The organism is Kitasatospora sp. NPDC022856, assembly GCF_055561235.1.
Window position 1 is genome coordinate 86,995 of the sequence record NZ_JBVHHE010000020.1, and the last position, 24,020, is coordinate 111,014.

Genomic DNA, 24,020 nt, shown 5'->3' on the forward strand with positions numbered 1-24,020 from the left:
GTTCCGTTCCGACCCGTGCCGCCACCTGTGGGCGTGCCCGCGGCGCCCGGGCCCCGAAGCACGGGTGGGCGGCGGCCCGTTGCCTGAGGGCGCGGCCTCAGTAGGTGCCGGTGCGTCGGCCGGGCTCGATCGCGGTGACCCGTGCGCCGGTCCACGGGCGATCGGACTGGCGCAGTGGGCGCTGCCCCCGAGCGCTCTCCAGTGCCGGGCGGGGCGGCAGCTCGGTCACGGTGTGGACCGGCCCGTCCGCCCACGAGCCCGAGTGCGGATTGCGTCCGCTCCGGCCGTCGGCGAGGATCTGCCAGCCCGCCGGGGTCAGCGTGAGGTACGAACCGCAGCGCAGTCCGTGCAGGGCGGCCGCGTCCTGCAGGGCCCACATCCAGGCGCCGTCCTGGGCCGTCCAGCCCGCCGAGCCCTCCCGGCAGCGCAGCAGCACGGCCGTTCTGGCCGGAGTGGTCCGGCGCAGGTCGTGCGGGGTGACCTGCCGCAGGTGCGCCAGGAGGGCGTTGCGGTGCTCCCAGCCGTCGGTGTGGCGCGGCCGGGGAACGAAGGACGCCGAGGCGTTCAGCCGGTGCGAGGCGTCCAGCACGGTGACCACGACCGTGCCGGGCTGCGGCAGGTGGCGCCGGTGCAGTTCCAGGACGAACTCGCGCGGGTCGCGCAGCGACGGGATCCCCGAGGCGGCCCATGTCTCCAGGTCGCACACCCGTCTGGGCTCCGAACCCCGGGCGAGGGGATACTGACCTCGGCCGATACCGTTGATCACGATCCTCCTTCCCGACCCACGGATGCGCGGGTACGTGTGTACGCCGGAGCCCTGGTCCAGCGGACCGGGTTCCGGGTACGGTCCAATTCTCAGGGCAGCGGGGGTGGAGCGGCAATGATGAAATGATGAACGCCGCCCGAAAGCCAACGTTCTGCCGGATATATTCCCCCTCGGCGTGACCGTCACCCACGGCTCGCGAGGCGGTGATCCGGAGCACCCGAAGGCCGGTGCGGAGTACTTTTCGCATGGTCGCCCCTTCCTTTGCCCGGTCGGTGCCGCCGGTTCCCGCAGATCGTCCGCACTGCGCCCGCATTACTCCATTCAGGTGTAGGTCAGTGCCGGAACCCCCAGGCTCCGTCACCGTCTTCCCGCCGATCACGAGCGCAGTCCCACCTCGCTCCGCTCGTTCCGGCCCGCTTCGCACCTTCCGGTCGGCCCCGGCTCCCCGCTCGCCGGAGCCCCGCGTACCCCCCGGCTCAGCCCTGCACGGCCAGGACCAGCGGCAGGACGGCGCTCGCCCCGGCCTTGCGCAGCAGCCGGGCGGCGACGGTGACCGTCCACCCGGAGTCGACCAGGTCGTCGACCAGCAGCACCGGCCCGCCCGCCGCGGCCACCGCCTCCTCCACCTCCGGGGGCAGCGCGAGCGCTCCGGCCAGTGCGTGCAGGCGCTGGGCACTGTTGCTGCGCCCGCCCTGCGGCGACCGTCCGGCCGCGTACTCGATGTGCCCGAGCAGGGGCAGTCGGCCGATCTCGGCGATCCGGGCCCCGAGGCTGCCGACCAGCTGCGGTCGGCGGGACGAGGCCATGGTCACCACGCCGACCGGCCGGTCGAGCCGGACTCCCTCGGTCGTCGCGGGCCCGGCCCAGCCGCCGGGGCCGCGCGCCCAGTCGCTCAGCACCGCCACCAGGGCGTCCACCGCCTCCCCGGGCACCGGAACGTCGGGCGCCTGGTCGGCCAGCAGCGTCCGCAGCCGGTTGCCCCAGCCGATGTCGGAGAGCCGGCCCAGCGCCCGGCCGGTCTCGGCCTGCTCGCCCGCCGGGATGCGGCCCTTGAGCGGCACGCCCAGCGCGTCCATCCCGGTCGGCCAGAGCCGGCGAGGCTCGAAGCTGACGCCGGGCCGGCCGAGCGCGGCCCGCGCCGCGTCCAGCGCCGCGGCGGAGACCTCCGGGGTGTGCAGCGGTCCGGCGCAGTTGTCGCAGCGGCCGCACGGCTCGGCCTGCTCGTCGTCCAGCTGCCGCCGCAGGAACTCCATCCGGCAACCGGTCGACGCCGCGTACTCGCGCATCGCCGCCTGCTCCGCCTCGCGCGAGGCGGCGACCTTGGCGTACCTGGCGGTGTCGTACGCCCAGCTCTGCCCGGTGGCCGTCCAGCCGCCCTTGACCCGGCGCACCGCGCCGTCCACGTCGAGCACCTTGAGCATGGTCTCCAGCCGGGCGCGGCGCAGGTCCACCCGGGGCTCCAGGGCGGCGGTGGAGAGCGGCCGGCCGGCCTCGGCGAGGGCGTCGATGGTGCGGCGGACCTGCTCCTCGGGCGGGAAGGCCAGGGAGGCGAAGTAGCGCCAGATCGCCTCGTCCTCGCGCCCCGGCAGCAGCAGCACCTCGGCCCGGTCGACGCCACGGCCGGCCCGGCCGACCTGCTGGTAGTAGGCGATCGGCGAGCTGGGCGAGCCCAGGTGCACCACGAATCCGAGATCGGGCTTGTCGAAGCCCATGCCGAGCGCGGAGGTGGCGACCAGCGCCTTGACCCGGTTGGCCAGCAGGTCCGCCTCGGCGGTGCGGCGCTCGGCGTCCTCGGTGCGGCCGGAGTACGAGGCCACCGGGAAGCCCCGCTCGCGCAGGAAGGCCGTCACCTCGTCGGTGGCGGCGACCGTGAGGGTGTAGATGATGCCGGAGCCGGGCAGCCGGTCGAGGTGGTCGGCCAGCCAGGCCAGCCGGTGCGCCGGGTCGGGCAGGGCGAGCACCCCCAGGGTGAGGCTCTTGCGGTCCAGCGGGCCGCGCAGCACCAGGGCGTGCTCGTCGGTGGTGCCGGTGCCGAGCTGCTCGGCGACGTCGGCCGTGACGCGGGCGTTGGCCGTGGCGGTGGTGGCCAGCACCGGGACGCCCGGCGAGAGGTCGGCGAGCATGGTGCGCAGCCGGCGGTAGTCGGGGCGGAAGTCGTGGCCCCAGTCGGAGATGCAGTGCGCCTCGTCCACCACCAGCAGGCCGGTGGAGGCGGCCAGCTTGGGGAGCACCTGGTCCCGGAAGTCGGGGTTGTTCAGCCGCTCGGGGCTGACCAGCAGGATGTCCACCGCGCCCGCCGCGACCTCGGCCTGGACGGCGTCCCACTCGTCGGTGTTGGCCGAGTTGATGGTGCGGGCGTTGATGCCGGCCCGGGCGGCCGACTCGACCTGGTTGCGCATCAGGGCGAGCAGGGGGGAGACGATCACCGTCGGACCGGCGCCGCGGGCCCGCAGCAGGGCGGTGGCGATGAAGTAGACGGCGGACTTGCCCCAGCCGGTGCGCTGCACCACGAGGGCCCGGCGGTGGTCGACGACCAGGGCCTCGATGGCCGTCCACTGGTCCTCGCGGAGTGTGGCGGCGGGCCCGGCGAGTTCGCGCAGGACGGCCTCGGCCCGCGCCCGGACCTCGGCGCGGTCGGCGGCTGTCGCGCTGCCGGTGCCGGCCGTGGCGGTGGCGTCGGTGGCGGTGGTGTGGTTCTGCGGCTGCTGCATGCCGTCCATGTAACCCCGAGCTGCCGACAATGGGCGAACGGCGCTGCTCACGGGTGGGTGGCCGGCGGGTGCAATTCATCAGCTCTTCCGCTGAACGGGTGTCGAATGTCCCCCGGGAGAGTGGCTCCGAATGCCCCGAACGAAGGACGTTTTATCCACAGGCGGGCTTTATCCACAGGGAAAAGGAAAATCCGGGGGCGGCTCGTGGATTGCGGCAGTCTTCCGGTCATGAACAACGAACGCGTCGCACTCCCCTTCCACCCGGCCTCCGGCGGGCGTCCGGTCACCATGCGCGGCCCGGCCGACATGGCCGAGCTGCTGCCCTACCTGCTGGGCTTCTTCCCCGACGACAGCATCGTCGCCGTCGGCCTCCAGGGGCCGGACCTCCACCAGGGCGGGGTGATCCGGCTGGACATCCCCGAGGCGCCGCAGCAGTGGTCGGCGGCCGCCGACGAGACGGCCTCGCTGCTCGTCGGCCTCTCCGAGCGCCGGGACCGCCGACCGGTCCAGGTCCTCCTCTACCTCTGTCAGGACCCCGACCGGGAGCACGGTCCGCCGGTGCTCGACCGGCTCCAACCGCTCGCGGAGGAGCTGCGGGCGGCCTTCGAGGCCAGGGGAGTGCGGGTGAAGGAGTCACTCTGCGTGTCCGCCGGCCGCTGGTGGTCCTTCCTCTGCCGTCGGGAGGGGTGCTGCGATCCGGCCGGCCACCCGGTCCGGCACAGCCCCGCCCCCGGCCCGGTGGCCGCGGCGGCCACGTTCGCGGGACTCGCGCCGCGGGGCAGCCGCAAGGCGATCGTGGCGGCGGTGGGCCCGATCGGTCCGCCCGAGGCGGACGCCCAGCGCCTGGCACTGGCCCGGGTACTGGACAGCCGGGCGCCGTCGCCCTCCCGGGAGCAGGGCGGCGCGCTGCTCGACCAGGCGGTGGCCGAGTTCATGGCCGGCGCGCGCGTACTCGACGACCACCGGACGGCCCGGCTGCTCGTCGCCCTCCAGGACCGGCGCACCCGGGACCGGGCCGCCGAGTACATCCGGCCCGAGGAGCTCGCGCCCACCCAGCGGCTCTGGCGCTTCCTCGCCAGACGGTGCGTGCCGCCCTACACCGGTTACGCCCCGCCGCCGCTCACTCTGCTGGCCTGGGCCTCCTGGGTCGCGGGGGACACCGCGACGGCCCGCGTGGTGCTCGCCCACACGCTTCGGCTCGCCCCCACCTACCTGCTGGCCCAGCTGCTCTACGAGTCGTTGAACGGCGGCCTCTCGCCCGAGGAGCTGTTGGCGAGCGTGGCGGCCGAGCGCGGCCGCCGCTCCGCCGGAGAGCGGGGAGCGCCGGCGGGCGGCCCGGGCCGCCCTGTCCCTGAGCGGGGTCCGGACCCCGAGCGGTCGCCGGAGGAGCCGTCGCCCCCGGCCCCGGCGAAGCCTCGCCGTCGGCGCGCCCGCAAGGGGGAGGCCGAGGCGGAGCCGCCGGGTGAGTCGGGTGCCGCGAGCCCGGGGGCGGTGCCCGGCGAGGCAGGCGCGCCAGGTGTCGCCGGTACGCCGGGGCGGCGCCCCGACCGTCCGGCCAGGGGCACGGCGAAGGTCCGCGAGGGCGGTCGGCCCGACGAGGGCCCGAGTGCAGGACCGCCGGTTCGGGCGTCTGACCGCGAGGCACGACGGCCGTCCCCCCGGGTGCGCTCCGCCTGGAGGGTGGGGCCCGGCCGCGCCTCGCCCTGGGCGTCGGTGGAGGCGGAGGCGGAGGCGGAGGCGACGGCGGGTGGGCGCGGCCGGAGTCGCGGCGCCCGCGGTGCGACGGGCCGGTCCCGGCATGCGCCGTGACACCCCGGCGGTCGGGGGCCCCGGTTCCTCCGCCGGCCGGCTCGGGCCGCCGACCCGAGCCGGCGGCCCGAGACCGCTACACCTCGCCGCGGGCCATCGCGATCAGACGGTCCAGCACCTTGCCGCCGCTGACCCGGAGCCCGTCGTGCTCCCACTCGTTGGTGACCCACGTCCGCAGGCCGCGTACGGCCCGGGCGGTCTCCAGCGAGTCCGCGGTGTCGACGTACATGTCGTCGTGGTAGACCGCCGCCACGACGGGCACCTCGTTGACGGCCAGTCGGGCCGGGTCGTACAGGTCGGCCCAGTCGGTGCGGGCGGCGAGCAGCTCCGCCGTCTCCTTCAGCGGGCGGAGCGCCGGGTCGGTGTCGAACAGCCAGGGGTAGATCATCTCCCCGGTGAACAGCACCGGGGCCCCCGATTCCAGCGCAGCCCCGGCGTCGAACTCGGGGAACTCCTTGCGGACGCGCTCGGCCGCCCAGCCGGTACCCGCCCCGTCCACCGACCGCTGACCGTAGATCGATTCGTGCAGCACGGCGTACAGCGGTCCCTCGGCGAAGGAGACCTTCGCCTGGACGCCGGCCAGGAAGGTGTCGGACAGCTCGGGCCCGGCGACGCCTTCCACCCAGGCCTCCTCCAGCAGGTAGTGCAGGCTTCCGGAGCCGCTGCCGCCGCCGAGCATCATGCCGAGGCCCTGGAACGCCTGGACGGTGAGCAGCCCGCCGTCGGGCAGCGTGGCGGGGGAGTCGGCGAGGTGGGCGGCGATCCGCCGGACCGCTTCGACGTCCTGCGGGAAGCGGGCGTAGTGCTCCTCGTTCTTGCGGACCACCCGGGGGTAGGCCGCCCGGTACACGTCGTCGGCCGAGCTGCGCAGGCCCGCGAGGCCGCCCGTGACGAAAGCCTCGTGCAGCCCCTCGGGCGCGATCGACAGGTAGGTGAGGAGGCAGAAGCCGCCGAAGCTCTGGCCGAGCACGCTCCAGCGCCGGTCGTCGCCGAGAAGTCGGAGCCGGATCAGCTCGGCGTCCCGCACGATCGAGTCCGCGCGGAAGCACGTCAGGTAGTCGGCCTGCTCCTGGGCGCCGCCGCGCCGGGCGAGGGTCTGCCGGTTCGCGGGCGTGGACCGCCCGGTGCCGCGCTGGTCGAGCAGGAGCACCCGGTAGTCGTCCAGGGCGCGCTCCAGCCAGCCGTCGCGGCCGAGCGGGCGCCCCGCCTTGCCGCCCGGTCCGCCCTGGAGGAAGAGCAGCCAGGGCAGATCGTCCTTCTCACGGCGCGCGGCCACCACCTCGCGGGCGTACACCTCGATCTGCTCGCCCTGGGGGGCGGAGTGGTCGAGGGGCACGCGGAAGACGTGGTCGGTCGTGACAATCCCGGGCAGCCGGCTGGCGGTGGACATACAACTCCTCGGTATGTGTCTGGTTCACAGCCGTCACGCCGCCGCTCACGGTGTTGCCGGTGCGGGCGCCGCAACCCCCGCACCGTATCCTGACGGCGGTCGGACACGGGTTCGACGGTTGCCGTTCACGACCGTCCGCCCGAGGAGCCGCGCGAGGCTGTACGACAGCCGCGGCACCCGTGGGTGCGGGCCCGTCACGGCACCGGCCCGGAGCGCCGGCGGCCCGGCGGCGGCACGACTGCCCGGTACCCCGGTGCGGCAGGCCGAAGTGACGGTTCGGGCGTTACCTGCGGCCGGTCCGCGGCGTTCACCCCGGGGGCACTGTGCCCGGACGGACACCGGGCTCCCGTAGCCGGACGACGCCGCGCCGCGCCGAGTACCGGGGTGCGGCCCGCCGACGGTGCCCGGCGCACCGCCCGGCCGGCGGGCGGCCGGCAGAAGGTGGTCGCCCCGCGCCCGTCCACGGCGGGACCGGGGCGCCGATCGGGACACGGTGTCACCGGTGCGACCGGGCAGAGGCCGTGACGAAGTGCCGGGCACCAGCGGGTGCCCGGGAAAGGCGAACCCGGTACCCCGGCGGCACCGGGCACCGCATGGCACGGCCCGGCGACGGGTACGGCCAGACACGGCAGACACGCCGGCGGGAACCCCTGCCGGCCAGGCATCATCAGCACGCGATCGAGCATGCTCGCGGCCCACCGGCCCCCCGGCCACCGGACCGCCGAGGGGAGGAGAGTCCGGTGACCGCCATGAGGCCACCACAGGCCATGCCGGCCGAGAGCGTGGTCGGTGCGCCGAGACCGGTCGGGCGCCCCGACCAGGTACCGCCGGGCATGCCCGGCGGCGCACCCGCCGGCCCGGCCCGGTCGGCGGCGCCGCGTCCGCAGCCCGCCGCCGTCCACCACGCGGTGCTCTGCGTCAACGCCCCCTCGATGGCCGCCTCCGGTCCGGACGGACAGCTGCGCGGTCACGGCCTCCACGGCTTCTACCGCTCCGGAGTCCGGGTCCTGGCCCGGATGGAGCTGCGGATCGGCGGCATGGAGCCGCTGCCGCTCCAGGGCACCCTGACCTCGGCGGCGCAGGCCCGCTTCCTCGGCGCCGTCCGGATCCCCGGCGACCTCGACCCCGATCCGGCGCTCACCGTCGAACGGCTGCGCCATGCCGACGGGATCGAGACCGTCACCGTCCGGAACACCGGCAGCAGGCCGGCCCGGCTGCCGCTGGAGATCGCGCTCGGCACGGACCTCGGCCCGGTCGGCGAGATCGCCGCCGGGCACCGGCCGCCGGACCTGCCCGGACAGGTGCAGTCCGCAGGGCTGCGCTGGGCCGGGCCGACCCACAGCGCCGTCGTCAGCGCCAAGCCCTCGCCGCACGCCGTGCTGGCCGGCGCCGGAGTGCTGCGCTGGGACCTGGAGGTGCAGCCCGGCGCCCGGTGGTCGGTCGAGCTGCGCACCGAGCTGGAGAGCACCACCCCCGGTCCCCGGCCGCCGGGCGGCCGCGGCACCGGGGTCCCGCTGCCGTGGGCGGAGCCGGAGGTCCGCAGTGACGACCCCCGGGTCCAGTCGCTGGTGCCGCGCGCACTGGACGCCCTCGGCGGCCTGCTGTTCGCCGACCCGGACCGCCCGACCGACCTCTACCCGGCCTCCGGCGCGCCCTGGCGCTTCGGACTCGCCCCGGCCGACGCGCTCTGGGCGGCCCGGCTGATGCTCCCGCTGGGCACCCGGCTGGCGGCCGGCACCCTGCGGGCACTCGCCCGCCGTCAGCAGCTCGCGCCCCCGGCCGGCCAGGGCGGCCCCGGCCAACGGCCCGAGGGGCTGCTGCCCGGGGCGCTGCGGCACGGCGGTCCGGAGCTGCCGCCCACCTGCACGGCCACCGAGGCGACCCTGCTGTTCGTCACGGTGCTCGCCGAGGCCTGGCGCTGGGGCCTGCCCCGGCACGAGGTGGCCGAGCTGCTGCCGGCCGCCGAGCGGGCGCTCGGGGCGCTCCGTGACGGCCTGGTCGACGGCTTCGTCACCGACCTGAGCCGTCCGGTGGAGGAGCGCGCCGCCCATCCGGTGGCGGCCCGCGCCGAGGTCCAGGCCCAGGCGCACCGGGCCGCGCTGCACGGGGCCGAGCTGCTGGACGCCTTCGGCCGCCCCGGCGCCGAGGAGTGGCGCTCCTGGGCGGCCGGTCTGCGGGGGCGCTTCCGTGAGCGGTTCTGGATCGACGACCTCTCCGGCGGCCGTCCGGCGGCGGGCCTCGTCCCGGGGGGCCAGCAGCTCCCCGCCGTCGCCTCCTCCTTCGTCCACCTCCTCGACCCGGGGCTCTGCGCCGACGGCGGCCGGCACGAGAGCCTGCTCGACCGCGAGCAGACCAGGGTGCTGGCCCAACGGCTGGCCGCGCCCGAGCTGGACAGCGGCTGGGGCCTGCGCACGCTCAGCGCCAAGTCGCCCCGGTTCAATCCGCTCGGCCACCGCAGCGGGGCGGTGCGGGTCCATGAGACCGCCCTCGCGATCGCCGGGCTGGCCGAGGCCGGCCACGAGAACGAGGCCGGCGCCCTGCTGGAGGGCCTGCTCGGCGCCGCCGCCCACTTCGAGGGCCGGCTGCCCGAGATGTACGCGGGGGAGCAGCGTGTCCCCGGTTGCCCGCCGGTGCCGCACCCGGCCGCGTGTCACCCGGCGGCGGTCTCGGCGGCCGGGGCCGTGCACGCGGTGTTCGCCCTCGCCGGGGTGCGCCCCGACGTACCGGGCGGCCGGGTGCTGGTCCGGCCGGCCAGCACGGCGCCGCTGGGCGAGCTGCAGCTGACCGGGCTGCGGGTGGCGGGCGAGCCGTTCTCGGTGCGGGTGAGCCGGATCGGCGTGGCGATGGTCGAGGAGGCGTCCGCGGAGCTCCAGCTGGTCGCCCGCTGACCCCTGAACCGCGCCCCGGTCGGGCGGGGCCGCCCGCCCCGCCCGACCGGCCGGCCACCCAGAGCCGGGCACGGGGCAGGGACAGGTCGGGGGCGCGGACGGTCGGGCACGCTTCGTGCGCGGGCCTGTGCTTATCGTCAGAGAGACGACTATGATCGTCGCCATGTCGCGTTATGACCCGTCGGCCTTCCCCCCGTTCGCTGTCACGGTTGACCTGGTGGTCCTGACGGTGCGGGACCACGCGCTGTGCGCCCTGCTGGTCCGACGGGGCGAGCCCCCCTTCCAGGGCTACTGGGCCCTGCCGGGCGGCTTCGTCCGCCTGGACGAGGGCCTGGCCGAGGCGGCGTCCCGGGAGCTGGCCGAGGAGACCGGTCTGCGCGCCTACTCCGCTCCCGGCCACGACGCGGCGGGCCCCGGTGCGGCCGGCGCCCACCTGGAGCAGCTCGCGACCTACGGCCACCCACAGCGCGACCCCCGGATGCGGGTGGTCAGCGTGGCCTACCTCGTCCTGGCGCCCGACCTGCCGACCCCGCGGGCCGGTGGCGACGCCAGCGGCGCCCGCTGGGCCCCGGTCGCCGAACTGCTCGGACCGAGTCCGGTCGACGGCGTCCCGCTCGCCTTCGACCACGGGCTGATCCTGGCCGATGGCGTGGAGCGGGCCCGGTCCAAGATCGAGTACTCCTCACTGGCGACGGCGTTCTGTCCGCCCGAGTTCACCGTAGGCGAGCTGCGCCGGGTCTACGAGGCGGTCTGGGGCGTGGTGCTCGACCCGCGGAACTTCCACCGCAAGGTCACCGGCACCCCCGGCTTCCTGCTGCCCTCCGGCGGCACGACCACGCGCCAGGGCGGCCGCCCCGCGCAACTGTTCACCCCCGGCGGCGCCACCGTGCTCAACCCGCCCATGCTGCGCCCGGAGTCCTGAGCGGGCATCCCGTCCAGCCCCGCGCCCGCGGCCGCCCTCCCGGCGGCCGGGCCACCGGTGCTCGCGGCCCCCGACATCCGCGGCGCCCGACATCCGCGGCGCCCGACATCCGCAGAGCCCGGAACGACCGCAACGCCCGGAACCGCTCACCCGATCGGTGCGACGGTGACTCCGTCGCAGGATCGGATTGTCCCCTGATCGGGTGAGGTGCGTGGGCGGCGGGCCCGTGCCGCTCCCGTAATGCCCGGAATCGCCGCTCCGGCCCCCTAATGTGCTGGCGCGGGGCCGTGCGGGCACGGCCCCGTGTCGCGCAGACCAGGTCGGCCGAGGGCACGGGAGCAGCCAGCGATGATCCAGATCACCGGACTGACCAAGGTCTACCGCAGGGGTGTCCCGCCGGCGGTGCTCGACCTGACCTTCGACGCCCGCGCCGGCTCCGTGACGGCACTGCTGGGCCCCGAGGACGCGGGCAAGTCAACCGCGTTGCGGCTGATGCTCGAACTCGAACGCGGCCAGGGCGTCACGCTCTTCGACGGCCGCACCTACCGTCGGCTCCGCCGCCCGGAGCGCGAGGTCGGCGTACTGCTGCCGGCCCCGGGCGGTGCCGGCGGCGCGGTCGCCGGGCACCCCGACCGAAAGGCCGTCAGCCACCTCCGGATGCTGGCGGCGGCCGTCGGAGTCCCCGCCCGGCGGGCCGACGAACTGCTGGAGCAGACCCGGCTGGCGGCCGTGGCCGGGCAGCGGCTGCGCAGCTTCTCGCCCGGCATGCACCGGCGGCTCGCCCTCGCCGCGGCGCTGCTCGGCGACCCGGGCGCCCTGATCCTCGACGCGCCCACCGAGGGGCTCTCGCCGCGCAATGTGGAGTGGTTCCACTCCTTCCTCCGCTCGTTCGGGGTCGCCGGCGGCGCGGTCCTGGTCACCACCCGCACGCCGCAGGAGGCCTCCCGGCTCGCGGACCGGGTGGTCACGCTCGACCAGGGCCGCCTGGTGGCCGATCAGCCGGTGGAGGAGTTCTGCCGCACCCGGCTCAGCCCCGAGGTCGCCGTGCGCGGGCCGCAGATGGCCCGGCTCGCCGATCTGCTGGCGGCCCAGGGCGCGGCGGTGCGCCGGGACGGCGGGGCGGGCCTCGCGGTGGCGGGGATCGATCGCACCGAGATCGGTGAACTCGCCTACCGGCACGGCATCCTGCTGCACGAACTCGCCGACCGCGTGGTCGAGCAGCCCGCTCCCCGCGCCACCCTGCCCACGGCCTCGGGGCGGTCGGGTCGGCTCCGGGTCAGGTCGGCGCAGGCCGAGCACCGCCCGGCCGATCCCAGGTCCGGGCGCCTGGCCGAGCCCCGTTCGGCGGAGCCCCGCCCGGCGGAGGCGGCGGTGGAGCCCGAGGCCTCCCCGAGCGAGTCGGCGCAGGTGCCCAGGCCGGCCGCGGGCGCGGCGGGCACCGGCGCGCTGCCGGTCCTCGCGCTGCCTTCGTCGTCCGTCGCGGCCGCGGCCGCCGGTACCGTCGCGGTCGCCGCCGCGACGGCCCTGTCGGCGGTCACCGCGCGGGCCACCCGGCGCACGCCCCAGCAGGGCCAGCAGGGCCAGCAGGGCCAGCAGGGCCAGGAAACCCGGCAGGGCCAGGAAACCCGGCAGGGCCGGGAGGGCCGGCAGGACCGGAAGTCACGGTCCCGGGACCCCCACCCGCCCCGCCTACCCGAGCTGACAACCGCCGAAGCTCCGAACACCGGCCGCACTCCCGAGGTCGCCGACACCCCCGCGACCGCCGGTACCCCCAACACCGCCAGCACTCCCGCGACCGCCGATACCCCCGACACCGGGGGGGTCATCGAGAGCGCCGACACCGCGCCGACGGTCGTCGTGGACCGCCTCTTCCGGGACGGCCTCCGCGGACTGGCCCGGTCCGGCAGCGCCCCGGACCCCGGTGCCCGCGCCCGGCGCGAGGACGCCGGCGACCTGATGACCGCCGATACCGTCCGCCTCGGCCGACCGCTCCCGGGCACCACCCCCGACGCCCCGGACACCCCCGCCGCCCCCGCCGCCCCCGCCGTCCCCGACCACCGGAGCGAGTGAACCGTGCGTGTACTGGCCTACGAGCTGCGCCGGCTGCGCGGCCTGCGCTCCACCTGGCTGCTCCTCACCGCCGTGCTGCTCTGCGACGCCGCGGTGGCCGCGGTGCTGGCCGCCCAGACTCCCGCCGGGCCGCTGGCCGGGTCGGCCGGCGTGCGGCTGCTGACGGCGACCGTGCCGCTGATCCCGCTGCCGTTCGCGGCGCTCGGCGCCGGGTTGCTGGGCGCGCTCTCCTACGGCCACGAGGTGCGCCACCCGGGGTTGGCGGCCTCGCAGGTGTCGTATCCGCGCCGGGTGCGGCTGCTGCTGGCCAAGCTGGTGGTGATCGCCCCGGTGGCCGGGCTGCTGGCGCTGGTCACCCTGCTGATCGACATCGTGGTCGTGCACTTCGCGCTCCCGGACGGGGTGGCGGTGGCCGCCTGGTCGGAGCCGGCCGCCCTGTCGGGCCGGGTGTCCGAGGCGCTCGCCTCGGCAGGCTTCAGCGGGCTCGCGGACCTGCCCGGGGCTTTCGCCCCCGCCGCGCTCGCGGCCGGCCAGGGGGTGCCCGCCGCTCTGCTGGCCTTCGTCCTGCTGGTGGTCGTGGCGGGCTGGACGGGGGTGCTGACGGCCTCGCTGACCCGCAGTGCCGCCGCGGGTGTGCTGCTGCTCTGCGCGCTGCCGCCGCTGCTGGAGTCCGGGGTGGCCCTGGTGCTCCGGCAGACCGGCACCGCCTGGCCGGCCCGCGCGACCGAACTGCTGCCGTTCCAGTCCGGCGTCGAGTGGGCGTACGGATGGGTGTACGGCGGGGACGACCGGGTTGCGGAGGGCGGTTCGGTGCTGACCGACCCGGCGCTGCTGGCAGCGGTCGCGGCGCCGGCGCTGGTGCTGCTGCTCGTCTCGCTCATGGTCCAGGCCCGGCGGCGGGCGCTCTGAGGCGACGGGCGGGCGTGCGGACCGGTCGGGCGCCCGCCCGCGCGGCTCCCGGCGGAGGCCGGTCGAAAGCCTCGCCGAGGGCCGGGAAGCCACCGGGAATCCCCTGGCAGAGCCCGGACCGTCGCTGACGGTCTGCCAAGATCGACCAGCAGTGGCCGTAATGTGCGGTTCTTCCTGATAAGAAGTCAATTATCCAGTCACGGTCGATCACCCTTTCGTGTGCTTTTCACGAGAATTCTCAAGCTGCGCCCGCCGATCGCCGACAAAGGACTTGTGAGTACCCTTGCGCACCCCACCATGACCCCCGCCCGTTCCGCCGATGGTGCCATCCCCGGCGCCGGCGACCTGGACCGCTTCTCGTACGCCGACCGGCCGACCCCGCCGGCGCCCCGCTGGGAGGGCGCCGAGTCGGATCTGGGCCGGGTCGGCCGCAAGACCACCAGCAGTCGTGGCCGAGGCCTGCACGGCCAGCTCGTGCAGCAGCTCGGTCAGATGATCGTCTCGGGCGACCTCGGTGCCGACCGCCCGCTCGTCCCCGAGGAGATCGGCCAGCGCTTCGAGGTCTCCCGCACCGTCGTCCGCGAGTCGCTGCGCGTGCTGGAGGCGAAGGGCCTGGTCAGTGCCCGGCCGAACGTCGGCACCCGGGTCCGGCCGGTCGGCGACTGGAACCTGCTCGACCCGGACATCATCGAGTGGCGCGCCTTCGGCCCGCAGCGCGACGAGCAGCGCCGGGAGCTGTTCGAGCTCCGCTGGGCGATCGAGCCGCTGGCCGCCAGGCTCGCCGCGGGGCACGGCCGGGAGGACGTCCAGCAGCGCCTGGTCGAACTGATCGAGATCATGGGCCACGCCGCCGCCCAGGCCGACCTCTCCACGTTCTCGCGGGCCGACGCCGAGCTGCACGCCCTGGTCCTGCAGATGGCGGGGAACCGGATGCTGGAGCACCTCTCCGGGATCGTCTCCTGCGCCCTCCAGGTGTCGGGCGGCCCGCCCACCTCCTGCGAGCGCCCCTCGGAGGCCTCGGTCAGCCTGCACGCCCGGCTGGTGGACGCCCTCGGCACCGGCGACGGCACGGCGGGCGAGGCCGCGGTGCGGGCGCTGCTCACCGTCCACCCGGAGATCGAGCCGTCCGTCCCCGCTCCCCGGGAGCACTGAGTCGCCCACCCGGCGATCGAGCGGCCCGCGAACTCCCGGCCCTCCGGCTGCACCGCACGGCGCAGCCGGAGGGCTTCTTCACGCCCGGGCCCGGCCGTCGGACGCCCGCTCCGCCGTGAACGGCTGTGATCCGCCGTGATCCGCCGTGATCCGCCGTGAACCGCCGTGATCCGCGGAATCCGCACGCCCGGCGGCAGCCGCCCCGGCCGCAGTGGTCTGCCCATGCCAAGAGCTTGGTCGCGAGTGAGGGATGATGGAGGTCGGCCCCGGGCCGCGGGCGCCGAGTGGTGTGACCCGCGACACGAAGGCCATGCGTAACACTTGACGAGTAGCAGCGATGTGTCCTGAGCGGAAGCAGCTCCGGAATACCCCAACATGTCAGAATGCTGTGTTGGTCTGCGGCGCTGCTGCCGTCCTGCAAACCCAGTCCTCAAGCCCGAGTCGGTCGGAATCGACACCGCGCGTCCGACGCGCGATCTCCTTCCCCGCCCGCTCGGGCGGCCGGTACGGGTTCGAGTCCACTCATCGTCCGAGAGGTTGTTCGTGTCGGCCAGCACATCCCGTTCGCTTCCCCCCGAGATCGCCGAGTCCGCGGCTCTGCTGGCGCTCATCGAGCGGGGCAAGGCCCAGGGGCAGATCGCCGGTGACGACGTGCGCCAGGCGTTCGAGGCGGACCAGATCCCGGTCACCAAGTGGAAGAACGTCATGCGCAGCCTCAACCAGGTTCTGATTGAGGAGGGGGTGGACCTTATGGTCAGCGCGGCCGAGCCGGCCGGTGCCAAGCGCAAGAGCGTCGCTGCCAAGAGCCCCACCAAGCGCACTGCCACCAAGGCGGTCACCACCCGGAACCCCGCCGCTCCGGCGGCCCCGACCAAGCCCCCCGTGCGCATCGCGCCCGGCGCGACCATCTCCGTTCCGGCGGTCGCGGCCGCCGCGGCGTCGGTCGGCACGGTGTCCGCCGAGATCACCGAGGCGGGAGCCACGCTCTCCGCCGAGGCGAAGGCGCCTGCGGCGAAGAAGGCCGCCCCGGCGAAGAAGGCGGCCGCCAAGAAGACCGCCGCGCCGGCCAAGAAGACCGCCGCCAAGAAGACCGCCGCAGGTAAGGCGGGCAAGGGCGACGAGGAGATCGGCGGCGAGGAAGAGCTGATCGAGGACGTCGCGCTGCCCGGCGACAAGGCGGGCGAGGAGGCGGAGCCCGAGGAGGAGTCGCAGGGGTTCGTCCTCTCCGACGACGACGAGGACGACGCGCCTGCCCAGCAGGTCGCCGTCGCCGGTGCCACCGCCGACCCGGTCAAGGACTACCTGAAGCAGATCGGCAAGGTCCCGCTGCTCAACGCCGAGCAGGAGGTCGAGCTCGCCAAGCGCATCGAGGCCGGCCTGTTCGCCGAGGACAAGCTCTCGGCCGCCGACAAGCTGGCGCCGAAGCTCAAGCGCGAGCTGGAGATCATCGCCGAGGACGGCCGCCGCGCCAAGAACCACCTGCTGGAGGCCAACCTCCGCCTGGTGGTCTCGCTGGCCAAGCGCTACACCGGTCGCGGCATGCTCTTCCTGGACCTCATCCAGGAGGGCAACCTGGGCCTGATCCGTGCGGTCGAGAAGTTCGACTACACCAAGGGCTACAAGTTCTCCACCTACGCCACGTGGTGGATCCGCCAGGCGATCACCCGCGCGATGGCCGACCAGGCGCGCACCATCCGTATCCCGGTGCACATGGTCGAGGTCATCAACAAGCTGGCCCGCGTCCAGCGCCAGATGCTCCAGGACCTGGGCCGCGAGCCCACCCCGGAGGAGCTGGCCAAGGAACTCGACATGACCCCCGAGAAGGTCATCGAGGTCCAGAAGTACGGTCGCGAGCCCATTTCGCTGCACACCCCGCTGGGTGAGGACGGCGACAGCGAGTTCGGTGACCTGATCGAGGACTCCGAGGCGGTCGTGCCGGCCGACGCGGTCTCCTTCACCCTGCTCCAGGAGCAGCTGCACTCGGTGCTGGACACCCTCTCCGAGCGCGAGGCGGGTGTCGTCTCGATGCGCTTCGGCCTGACGGACGGTCAGCCGAAGACGCTGGACGAGATCGGCAAGGTGTACGGGGTCACCCGTGAGCGCATCCGCCAGATCGAGTCCAAGACCATGTCGAAGCTGCGCCACCCGTCGCGCTCCCAGGTGCTGCGCGACTACCTGGACTGATCCGCGACCGGCGGGACCGCCGCCGGACCACCCGGTCCGGCCCGGTCCGGCGTTCCGCACCGTGAGAAGGCCCGGAGCACTGGGCGGTTTCTAAGGGTCGTTGCAACACGTGGTCGGTTGTTCGGGCCGCGAGCAGTTTATGCAGGCGCTCGGCTGGGGTTTCCCAGCCGAGCGTTTTGCGTGGTCGGCCGTTGAGCTCGGCTGCCACGGCGGTCAGGTGCTCCGCGGTGTGGGCGGCCAGGTCGGTGCCCTTGGGGAAGTACTGCCGCAGCAGGCCGTTGGTGTTCTCGTTCGAGCCACGTTGCCAGGGACTGGCGGGGTCGCAGAAGTAGACGGGGATGTCGGTGGCGACGCTGAAGGAGCCGTGGGCGGCCATCTCGGCGCCCTGGTCCCAGGTCAGTGAGCGCGTCAGGTGGGCGGGCAGGGTCCGGACGGCGTCCACGAGGGCGTCGCGTACCTGCTCGGCGGTTCGGCCGGCGGGCAGGTGCAGGAGCATCACATAGCGGGTGGCCCGCTCGACGAGGGTGCCGATGGCGGAGGCGCCGTCCTTGCCGATGATCAGGTCGCCCTCCCAGTGGCCGGGCACGGCTCGGTCCTCGACTTCGGCGGGGCGTTCGCTGATCATGACCATGGGGTGGGCGAACCTGGGTCTGCGTGCGGCGGCCTGGCGGTGGGGAACCCGGCGGGCGCGTCCGGTGCGTAGGGCCGCCGCGATCTCGCGGCGCAACTCGCCCCGGCCTTGGATGTAGAGAGCCTGGTAGACCGTCTCGTGGACCACGTGCATCTCCGGCCGCTCGGGAAAGGTGTCCCGCAGAGCCTGGCAGATCTGCTCGGGGCTCCACTTCACGTTCAGGTGGTCCTGGATGAAGCCCCGGAGCTCCGGGTTGTCGGCGATCTTCCCCGTCTTCGGGCGGGGCCGACGGGCATCGGCCCGGGCCTGGGCCGCGTGCGGGCGGTAGGCACCGCTGGAGGGGTGGCGATTGCGGCGGATCTCCCGGCTGACCGTGGAGGGGCTGCGGCCCAGCTCGGCCGCGACCTGCCGCTCGCTCCCTGTCAAGCCGCACAGGCCCCTGAGGGTCCCGCCTCTCCCGGATCCTGAAGTCCATCGCATCCCCTGAGCTGGGGTGTTGCGACGACCACTAGAACCTAAGCTGCGCTCCGGGCCTTCTCCGTGTCCGGCGTGGCTCCGGGGGGCGACCGGGCGATAGAGCGACAGGGCGATAGGGCGCGTCAGCGTCCGGGTGGCTGTTGTCGCTCGTCCGGGTGGCGGTGCGGCGGTAACCGGTCGCGGACCGTAGCCGATCACCTACGCTGTGCCGGTTGCCCGCTACCGAGCCAACTGGAGACACACGGTGCTGCCCAACCCGGATCGCGCGGACCTGCCGACCGTCGCCTCGCCCTCGGCGTGCCCGGCCGGCCGGCCGGTGCGTCGCCGCTACCGGGCGGCCGTCCTGGGCCTGCTCGCCGCGCTGCCCGCGACGCTGGTCGCGTTCGGCCCGGCCGCACCGGCCGAGGCCCAGCGGCGGGTGATCGGCGGCGCCGTCGTGAGCACCGCCGACCATCCGTGGATGGTGGCGGTCGCCAGCCGCCAGCAGTTCGGCAACGGTCGCTCGGGGCAGTTCTGTGGTGGTGCGCTCGTCACTCCGACCAAGGTCGTGACGGCGGCGCACTGCTTCTACGACGAGGCCAAGGGCCGGCGGGTGGAGCGGCCGGGGCTGAAGGTCGTGGTGGGCCGGGACGACCTGCGCGGCTCGGTCGGCCGTGAGGTGCCCGTCGAGGCGGTCTGGATCCACCCCGACTACGCCTTCGCGGCCAACATGAACGATGTGGCGGTGCTCACGCTCACCGAGTCGCAGGGTGCCCGCCCGGTGATCGACCTGGTCGGCCAGGGGGACACCGAGCCGTACCGGGAGGGGAACCGGGCGCAGGTCTACGGCTGGGGGGACACCTCGGGCAAGGGCGACTACTCGCCCACGCTCCGTGGTGTCGACGTGTCGGTCATCCCCGACCGGACCTGTGCCCAGGCCTACCCGGGTGGGTCGGACGGGCATTTCGACGCCCGCGGCATGGTCTGCGCCGGTGCGGAGAAGGGCGGGAAGGACGCCTGCCAGGGGGACAGCGGTGGCCCGCTGGTCGTCGCCGGACGCCTCGCCGGGCTGGTCTCCTGGGGGACGGGTTGCGCGGAGGCGGCCCACCCGGGTGTCTACACCCGCGTCGCCGCGGTCGCCGACGCGGTACGCTCCGTCCTGTAGTCGCACGGTCACGTTCTGACGTCGCGTCGCCCGTACCGTCGGGCGGCGCGACGGCCCGTACCGAAACCGCGGCGGGCCCGGCCGGATCGCAGCTGGTCCGATCGCGGCCGGAAACAGCAGAGCCGGGCGACCGGCCCCCGTCAGGGGACCCGCCGCCCGGCTCGCCGGTCGCGCGCAGTGCGCGGCCGGACACAGCTCGTTGGCCTGCTGCTGCTGTGGCGCCTGGTATCAGCGCTCTTCGTCGGCGGCCGTGGCGTTGGTGGTGCTGCTGAGCCGGCCGCTCTCGTCCTGTATCTCCACGGCGATCTTCTTGAGCTCGGGCTCGAACTTCCGGCCGTGGTGGGCACAGAAGAGCAGCTCTCCGCCGCTGGCGAGTACGACGCGCAGGTAAGCCTGGGCGCCGCAGCGGTCGCAGCGGTCAGCCGCGGTGAGCGGGCTCGCAGGGGTCAGAACAGTAGTCACGTCGCCTCTTCTCTAGCTCGACGAGCTGTCGTACCAGGGTCAACATCCAACCAGGCCGAAAACGTTCCCGCTCGTGGCTTTTCTTCTTTGAGGATTCTGCTGTGTTGATGAGGACGTGCCCCGGGGGCCGGTGGTTCATGCGTACCGAAGCCCAGGATCCGCCTGTCCCTCGAACGCCCTATCGGGACGGGGTGCGAGGTCCGCGTAGCATAATCCTCTGCTGGGTTGGAGCATAAGCCCCGTCCTAGGCCCCGGTAGCCTGCATAACGGCAGTTCCGGAGCCTGTGCCCGGTCCCACGATCCGCCAGGACCGGTGGTACCGGGAGGAGATGGCGCTCCGGTGCGCGGAATCCGGCGCGGTGCGTGTTCGCGCAGCGCGTACAAGCTGCGCGGGACCGGCTCGTCGTGCTGTGACCCAGCGCAGGGGCGTGCACACGTGGCGGAGCTGTTGTCGGTGCGGTGTGCTGCACTGGCGGACGTTCCGGCTGTGCCCGGATGTGACCGATGAGACAGAACTTCACCGAGGAGAGTGCCGCGTGAGTGCCGAATCGACCGTGCCGTCCGCACTGCTGGCCGGGGACGACGGCTCCAACTACACCGCTCGGCACCTGCTCGTCCTGGAGGGCCTGGAGGCGGTTCGCAAGCGCCCCGGCATGTACATCGGCTCCACCGACAGCCGGGGCCTGATGCACTGCCTCTGGGAGATCATCGACAACTCGGTCGACGAGGCCCTCGGCGGCCACTGCGACCGCATCGACGTCGTCCTGCACGACGACTCCTCGGTGGAGGTGCGCGACAACGGCCGCGGCATCCCGGTGGACGTCGAGCCCAAGACCGGGCTCTCCGGTGTCGAGGTCGTGATGACCAAGCTGCACGCCGGCGGCAAGTTCGGCGGCGGCTCCTACGCGGCCTCGGGCGGCCTGCACGGCGTGGGCGCGTCCGTCGTCAACGCCCTCTCGGCCCGGCTGGACGTGGAGGTGGACCGCGGCGGCCACACCCACGCGGTCAGCTTCCGCCGGGGCACCCCGGGCATCTTCACCGAGGGCGGCCCGGACGCCCCCTTCGAGCCCGCCAACGGCCTCAGCAAGGCCCGCAAGGTGCCGAAGGCCCGCACCGGCACCCGGATCCGCTACTGGGCCGACCGGCAGATCTTCCTCAAGGACGCCCGGCTCTCCCTGGAGCACCTGCACAACCGGGCCCGGCAGACCGCCTTCCTCGTCCCCGGCCTCACCATCGTCGTCCGTGACGAGCGGTTGACCGAGAGCGACGTGGTCGAGGAGTCGACCTTCCACTACGACGGCGGCATCGCCGAGTTCTGCGAGTTCCTCGCGCCGGACAAGCCGGTCTGCGACGTGCTGCGGCTGCACGGCGAGGGCACCTTCAAGGAGACGGTCCCCGTCCTGGACGAGGTCGGCCACATGACGCCCACCGAGGTCACCCGCCACCTCGGCGTGGACATCGCGCTGCGCTGGGGCGCCGGCTACGACACCACCCTGCGCTCCTTCGTCAACATCATCGCCACCCCCAAGGGCGGCACCCACGTCACCGGCTTCGAGCGCTCGCTCGCCAAGACCGTCAACGAGGCGCTGCGCGCCGCCAAGCTGCTGCGCGTCGCCGAGGACGACATCACCAAGGACGACGCCACCGAGGGCCTCACCGCCGTGGTCACCGTCCGGCTCGCGGAGCCGCAGTTCGAGGGCCAGACCAAGGAGGTGCTGGGCACCTCGGCGGCCAACCGGATCGTCGCCGCGGTGGTCGCCAAGGAGCTCAAGGCCTTCCTGACCTCCGCCAAGAAGGACGAGAAGCTCCAGGCCAGGGCCGTCCTGGACAAGGTCGTCGCGGCCGCCCGCACCCGGGTCGCCGCCCGCCAGCACAAGGAGGCCCAGCGCCGGAAGACCGCGCTGGAGACCAGCTCGCTGCCGGCCAAGCTGGCCGACTGCCGCAGTGACGACGTCGAGCGCAGCGAACTCTTCATCGTCGAGGGGGACTCCGCGCTCGGGACCGCCAAGCTGGCCCGCAACTCGGAGTTCCAGGCGCTGCTGCCGATCCGCGGCAAGATCCTCAACGTACAGAAGGCGTCCGTGAGCGACATGCTCAAGAACACCGAGTGCGCCGCGATCATCCAGGTGATAGGGGCCGGTTCGGGCCGCACCTTCGACATCGACCAGGCCCGTTACGGCCGGGTCATCTTCATGGCCGACGCCGATGTCGACGGTTCGCACATCCGCTGCCTGCTGCTGACGCTCTTTCAGCGCTACATGCGGCCCATGGTCGAGCAGGGCCGGGTCTTCGCCGCCGTCCCGCCGCTGCACCGGATCGAGCTCACCAACCCCAAGCGCGGCCAGGACAAGTACCACTACACCTACTCCGACGCCGAGCTGCGCTCCACCCTGCTGGAGTTCCAGCGCAAGAACATGCGCTGGAAGGACCCGGTCCAGCGGTACAAGGGCCTCGGTGAGATGGACGCCGACCAGCTGGCCGAGACCACCATGGACCCGCGCCACCGCACCCTGCGCCGGATCAACCTGGGCGACCTGGAGCAGGCCGAGAAGATCTTCGACCTGCTGATGGGCAACGACGTCGCCCCCCGCAAGGAGTTCATCGTCGACTCGGCGGCCACCCTGGACCGCTCGCGCATCGACGCCTGAGCGCACCGCCGCACGGCAGGGGCCCTCCACCCTCGGGTGGAGGGCCCCTGCCGTGCCGGCTCCACCCCCGGTCCACCCCGGCGCCGATCAGCGGGGGGCGCCGGATCCGTAGCGTCGGAGAGGTCAGCAAGCCCTCCTGTCGGAACGGAGAATCCGATGACCGGCCTCGTCAACGTCCTCGTGATCATCGCGGTGGTCGCCCTGGTGCTCCGCCGCCAGCTGAGCCCGCAGCGCCTCGACACCGAGCGCCGGTTCTGGGTGCTGCCGCTGGTCCTCGTCGTGCTCGCGCTGCGCGACCCGGGCCTGGTCGACGGTGCCCACCGGGCCCTCTCGATCGGGCTGACCGCCGCCTCGCTGCTGGTGGTGCTGGCGATGGGCTGCGTCTGGGGCTGGACCGTCCGGATCTGGCGCGGTGAGGACGGCGCGCTCTGGACCCGCGCCACCAAGGCCACCGGGGCGGCCTGGGCCGGCATGATCGTCGTCCGGATCGGTCTGTACGGACTGGGCGCGGCGCTGCACGTCCACCAGAGCGGCAGCGCGCTGATGCTCGGGCTCGCCGCGCTGCTGGTGGTCCGGACCGTCGTGGTGAACTGGAGGGCGCGGGAGCTGGCGACGCCGTACCGCGCGGGCGTGGCCGGCTGACCGGCTGGCCCGCGCGTGACCACACCGACGAGAGGGAGGCCCGTGCCCGGGTGGAGCTGGACCGGCTGGCCGGCCCGCGAGGGGTTGGAGAGGGACGCGGAGAGCCCGGCCCGGCGGGTCCTGACGCTGATCGGCCGGACGGTCCTGCTCGTGACCCTGGGCTGGGGGACGTTCTCCCGCGGCGGGTACACCGGCTGGGCGGTGGCCGCGGCGGCGGCCGGGCTGGCCGCGGTGGTCCTGCTGACGGCCGCCTTCCTGCGGGCCGCCCGCGCGCAGCTGCTGCGGCCCGCGCTCGCCCTGGCCGCCGCCCTGATCGGCACCGCCTGGGTCGCCGAGTGGGGGAGGGCCCACCTGCTGGCCGACTTCGTCTGGGGCGGGCTGGCCCTGACCGCGCTGGTCCGGCTGCCCGCCGGCGCCGCGCTGGCCACGGCGGCGGCCGCGTTCGGCAGTTACACGGCCGCCAGCTGGGAGAGCTGGCTGGGGATCCTCGCCACGGTGGGCGGGCTCACCCTGCTCGGCTACCTGCTGCGGATGGACGGCGAGGCACGTGGTACCGCCCGGCGGCTGCTGGCCCAGGAACGGGCGGCGCGGGCCGCCGAGGCGGAGAGCGCGGCGCTCGCCGAGCGCGCCAGGATCGCCCGCGAGATCCACGACGTCCTGGCCCACAGCCTCTCCGCGCAGCTCGTCCACCTGGAGGCGGCCCGGCTGATGCTGGACGCGGGCACCGACCGGGAGCAGGTCCGCGAACGGGTGGTGGCGGCGCGGCGGATGGCGCGGGACGGCCTGGCCGAGACCCGGCAGGCGCTTTCCGCGCTGCGCGGCGAGTTCACCCCGGTCGGCGAGTTCCTGGTGGAGCTGACCGGGCGCGAGCGGGCGGCGTTCACCGTCACCGGGACCCCGCGCCCGCTCCCCGCCGAAGCGGGGCTCGCGGTCCGGCGCACAGCGCAGGAGGCTCTGACCAACGTGCGCAAACACGCCCCCGGCGCACGCTGCGCGCTGGAACTGCGCTACCTGCCCGACGCGGTGGAGCTGGAGGTGCGCAACACCCGCCCGGGCCGCGGCGAATCGGCCGGTGGGCTGGCGGCCACCGGCAGCGGGTACGGTCTGCTGGGGATGCGCGAACGCGCGGAACTGCTCGGCGGCACCCTGCTGGCGGGCCCGGACGAGGGAGGGTGGCGCGTGCTGTTGCGGGTGCCGGTGTGACCGGGGCGGATC

Annotated in this window: 15 protein-coding genes and 1 pseudogene; 11 read left to right on the forward strand and 5 right to left on the reverse strand. The window is 74.4% G+C overall.

Features of this window, described 5'->3' with window-relative positions:
- Positions 1 to 97: 97 nt before the first annotated feature.
- Together ACZ34W_RS24975 and ACZ34W_RS24980 are read right to left on the reverse strand one after the other, a co-directional pair.
- Positions 98 to 706 carry a hypothetical protein gene (locus tag ACZ34W_RS24975; protein ID WP_329489856.1) on the reverse strand — a complete coding sequence of 203 codons (609 nt, stop codon included), beginning with the start codon at positions 704 to 706 and terminating at the stop codon, positions 98 to 100.
- A 536-nt stretch (positions 707 to 1,242) separates the two neighbouring features.
- Positions 1,243 to 3,477 (reverse strand): RecQ family ATP-dependent DNA helicase, encoded by a 2,235-nt coding sequence (locus ACZ34W_RS24980; RefSeq protein WP_465607202.1) that lies wholly within the window; start codon positions 3,475 to 3,477, stop codon positions 1,243 to 1,245.
- A gap of 228 nt (positions 3,478 to 3,705) precedes the next feature.
- Here ACZ34W_RS24980 and ACZ34W_RS24985 point away from each other — a divergent pair, with 228 nt between their 5' ends.
- Positions 3,706 to 5,286, forward strand: a complete 1,581-nt coding sequence (locus ACZ34W_RS24985; RefSeq protein WP_465607204.1) for a DUF4192 domain-containing protein — start codon at positions 3,706 to 3,708, stop codon at positions 5,284 to 5,286.
- A gap of 76 nt (positions 5,287 to 5,362) precedes the next feature.
- Here ACZ34W_RS24985 and ACZ34W_RS24990 read toward each other — a convergent pair whose 3' ends face one another.
- A complete protein-coding gene (locus tag ACZ34W_RS24990; protein WP_465607206.1) occupies positions 5,363 to 6,676 on the reverse strand; it encodes an alpha/beta fold hydrolase in 1,314 nt (437 codons plus the stop codon).
- 749 nt (positions 6,677 to 7,425) lie between these two features.
- Between ACZ34W_RS24990 and ACZ34W_RS24995 the strand changes: the two genes are divergently transcribed.
- The 6 genes from ACZ34W_RS24995 (at position 7,426) to ACZ34W_RS25020 (ending at position 16,801) form a co-directional block, all read left to right on the forward strand.
- Positions 7,426 to 9,564: an amylo-alpha-1,6-glucosidase gene (locus ACZ34W_RS24995; RefSeq protein ID WP_329492271.1), complete on the forward strand. Its 2,139-nt coding sequence runs from the start codon at positions 7,426 to 7,428 to the stop codon at positions 9,562 to 9,564.
- 163 nt (positions 9,565 to 9,727) lie between these two features.
- Positions 9,728 to 10,486, forward strand: coding sequence for an NUDIX hydrolase (locus ACZ34W_RS25000; protein ID WP_329489860.1), 759 nt, complete (start codon positions 9,728 to 9,730; stop codon positions 10,484 to 10,486).
- Positions 10,487 to 10,834: 348 nt separating this feature from the next.
- Positions 10,835 to 12,556: an ATP-binding cassette domain-containing protein gene (locus ACZ34W_RS25005; protein ID WP_465607209.1), complete on the forward strand. Its 1,722-nt coding sequence runs from the start codon at positions 10,835 to 10,837 to the stop codon at positions 12,554 to 12,556.
- A 3-nt stretch (positions 12,557 to 12,559) separates the two neighbouring features.
- Positions 12,560 to 13,465 (forward strand): hypothetical protein, encoded by a 906-nt coding sequence (locus ACZ34W_RS25010; RefSeq protein WP_465607211.1) that lies wholly within the window; start codon positions 12,560 to 12,562, stop codon positions 13,463 to 13,465.
- A gap of 219 nt (positions 13,466 to 13,684) precedes the next feature.
- A complete protein-coding gene (locus ACZ34W_RS25015) occupies positions 13,685 to 14,617 on the forward strand; it encodes a FadR/GntR family transcriptional regulator (protein ID WP_465607213.1) in 933 nt (310 codons plus the stop codon).
- Positions 14,618 to 15,160: 543 nt separating this feature from the next.
- Positions 15,161 to 16,801 carry an RNA polymerase sigma factor gene (locus tag ACZ34W_RS25020; protein WP_329489864.1) on the forward strand — a complete coding sequence of 547 codons (1,641 nt, stop codon included), beginning with the start codon at positions 15,161 to 15,163 and terminating at the stop codon, positions 16,799 to 16,801.
- Between the two features lie 124 nt (positions 16,802 to 16,925).
- On the opposite strand, the pseudogene ACZ34W_RS25025 reads toward ACZ34W_RS25020, so the two are convergent.
- Positions 16,926 to 17,843, reverse strand: a pseudogene (locus ACZ34W_RS25025) (IS30 family transposase); the annotation flags it as partial.
- Between the two features lie 427 nt (positions 17,844 to 18,270).
- Here ACZ34W_RS25025 and ACZ34W_RS25030 point away from each other — a divergent pair.
- Complete coding sequence (locus ACZ34W_RS25030; protein WP_442906956.1) at positions 18,271 to 19,053, forward strand: S1 family peptidase; 783 nt, start codon at positions 18,271 to 18,273, stop codon at positions 19,051 to 19,053.
- A gap of 228 nt (positions 19,054 to 19,281) precedes the next feature.
- On the opposite strand, the gene ACZ34W_RS25035 is transcribed toward ACZ34W_RS25030, so the two are convergent.
- On the reverse strand, positions 19,282 to 19,515 hold the full coding sequence (locus ACZ34W_RS25035) for a DUF7455 domain-containing protein (RefSeq protein ID WP_352294235.1): 234 nt from the start codon (positions 19,513 to 19,515) through the stop codon (positions 19,282 to 19,284).
- Positions 19,516 to 20,051: 536 nt separating this feature from the next.
- Between ACZ34W_RS25035 and ACZ34W_RS25040 the strand changes: the two genes are divergently transcribed.
- The 3 genes from ACZ34W_RS25040 (at position 20,052) to ACZ34W_RS25050 (ending at position 24,008) form a co-directional block, all read left to right on the forward strand.
- Positions 20,052 to 22,163, forward strand: coding sequence for a DNA gyrase/topoisomerase IV subunit B (locus ACZ34W_RS25040; protein WP_329489867.1), 2,112 nt, complete (start codon positions 20,052 to 20,054; stop codon positions 22,161 to 22,163).
- Between the two features lie 156 nt (positions 22,164 to 22,319).
- Positions 22,320 to 22,805 (forward strand): DUF1453 domain-containing protein, encoded by a 486-nt coding sequence (locus ACZ34W_RS25045; protein WP_465607217.1) that lies wholly within the window; start codon positions 22,320 to 22,322, stop codon positions 22,803 to 22,805.
- A gap of 42 nt (positions 22,806 to 22,847) precedes the next feature.
- Positions 22,848 to 24,008, forward strand: coding sequence for a sensor histidine kinase (locus ACZ34W_RS25050; protein ID WP_465607219.1), 1,161 nt, complete (start codon positions 22,848 to 22,850; stop codon positions 24,006 to 24,008).
- The last annotated feature ends 12 nt before the right edge of the window (positions 24,009 to 24,020 follow it).

What these genes read in the sequence shown, in the direction of transcription:
- ACZ34W_RS24980 (WP_465607202.1), bottom strand. Translation starts at nt 3,477, where the DNA reads ATGCAGCAGCCGCAGAACCACACCACCGCCACCGACGCCACCGCCACG.
- ACZ34W_RS24985 (WP_465607204.1), top strand. Translation starts at nt 3,706, where the DNA reads ATGAACAACGAACGCGTCGCACTCCCCTTCCACCCGGCCTCCGGCGGG.
- ACZ34W_RS24990 (WP_465607206.1), bottom strand. Translation starts at nt 6,676, where the DNA reads ATGTCCACCGCCAGCCGGCTGCCCGGGATTGTCACGACCGACCACGTC.
- ACZ34W_RS24995 (WP_329492271.1), top strand. Translation starts at nt 7,426, where the DNA reads ATGAGGCCACCACAGGCCATGCCGGCCGAGAGCGTGGTCGGTGCGCCG.
- ACZ34W_RS25000 (WP_329489860.1), top strand. Translation starts at nt 9,728, where the DNA reads ATGTCGCGTTATGACCCGTCGGCCTTCCCCCCGTTCGCTGTCACGGTT.
- ACZ34W_RS25005 (WP_465607209.1), top strand. Translation starts at nt 10,835, where the DNA reads ATGATCCAGATCACCGGACTGACCAAGGTCTACCGCAGGGGTGTCCCG.
- ACZ34W_RS25045 (WP_465607217.1), top strand. Translation starts at nt 22,320, where the DNA reads ATGACCGGCCTCGTCAACGTCCTCGTGATCATCGCGGTGGTCGCCCTG.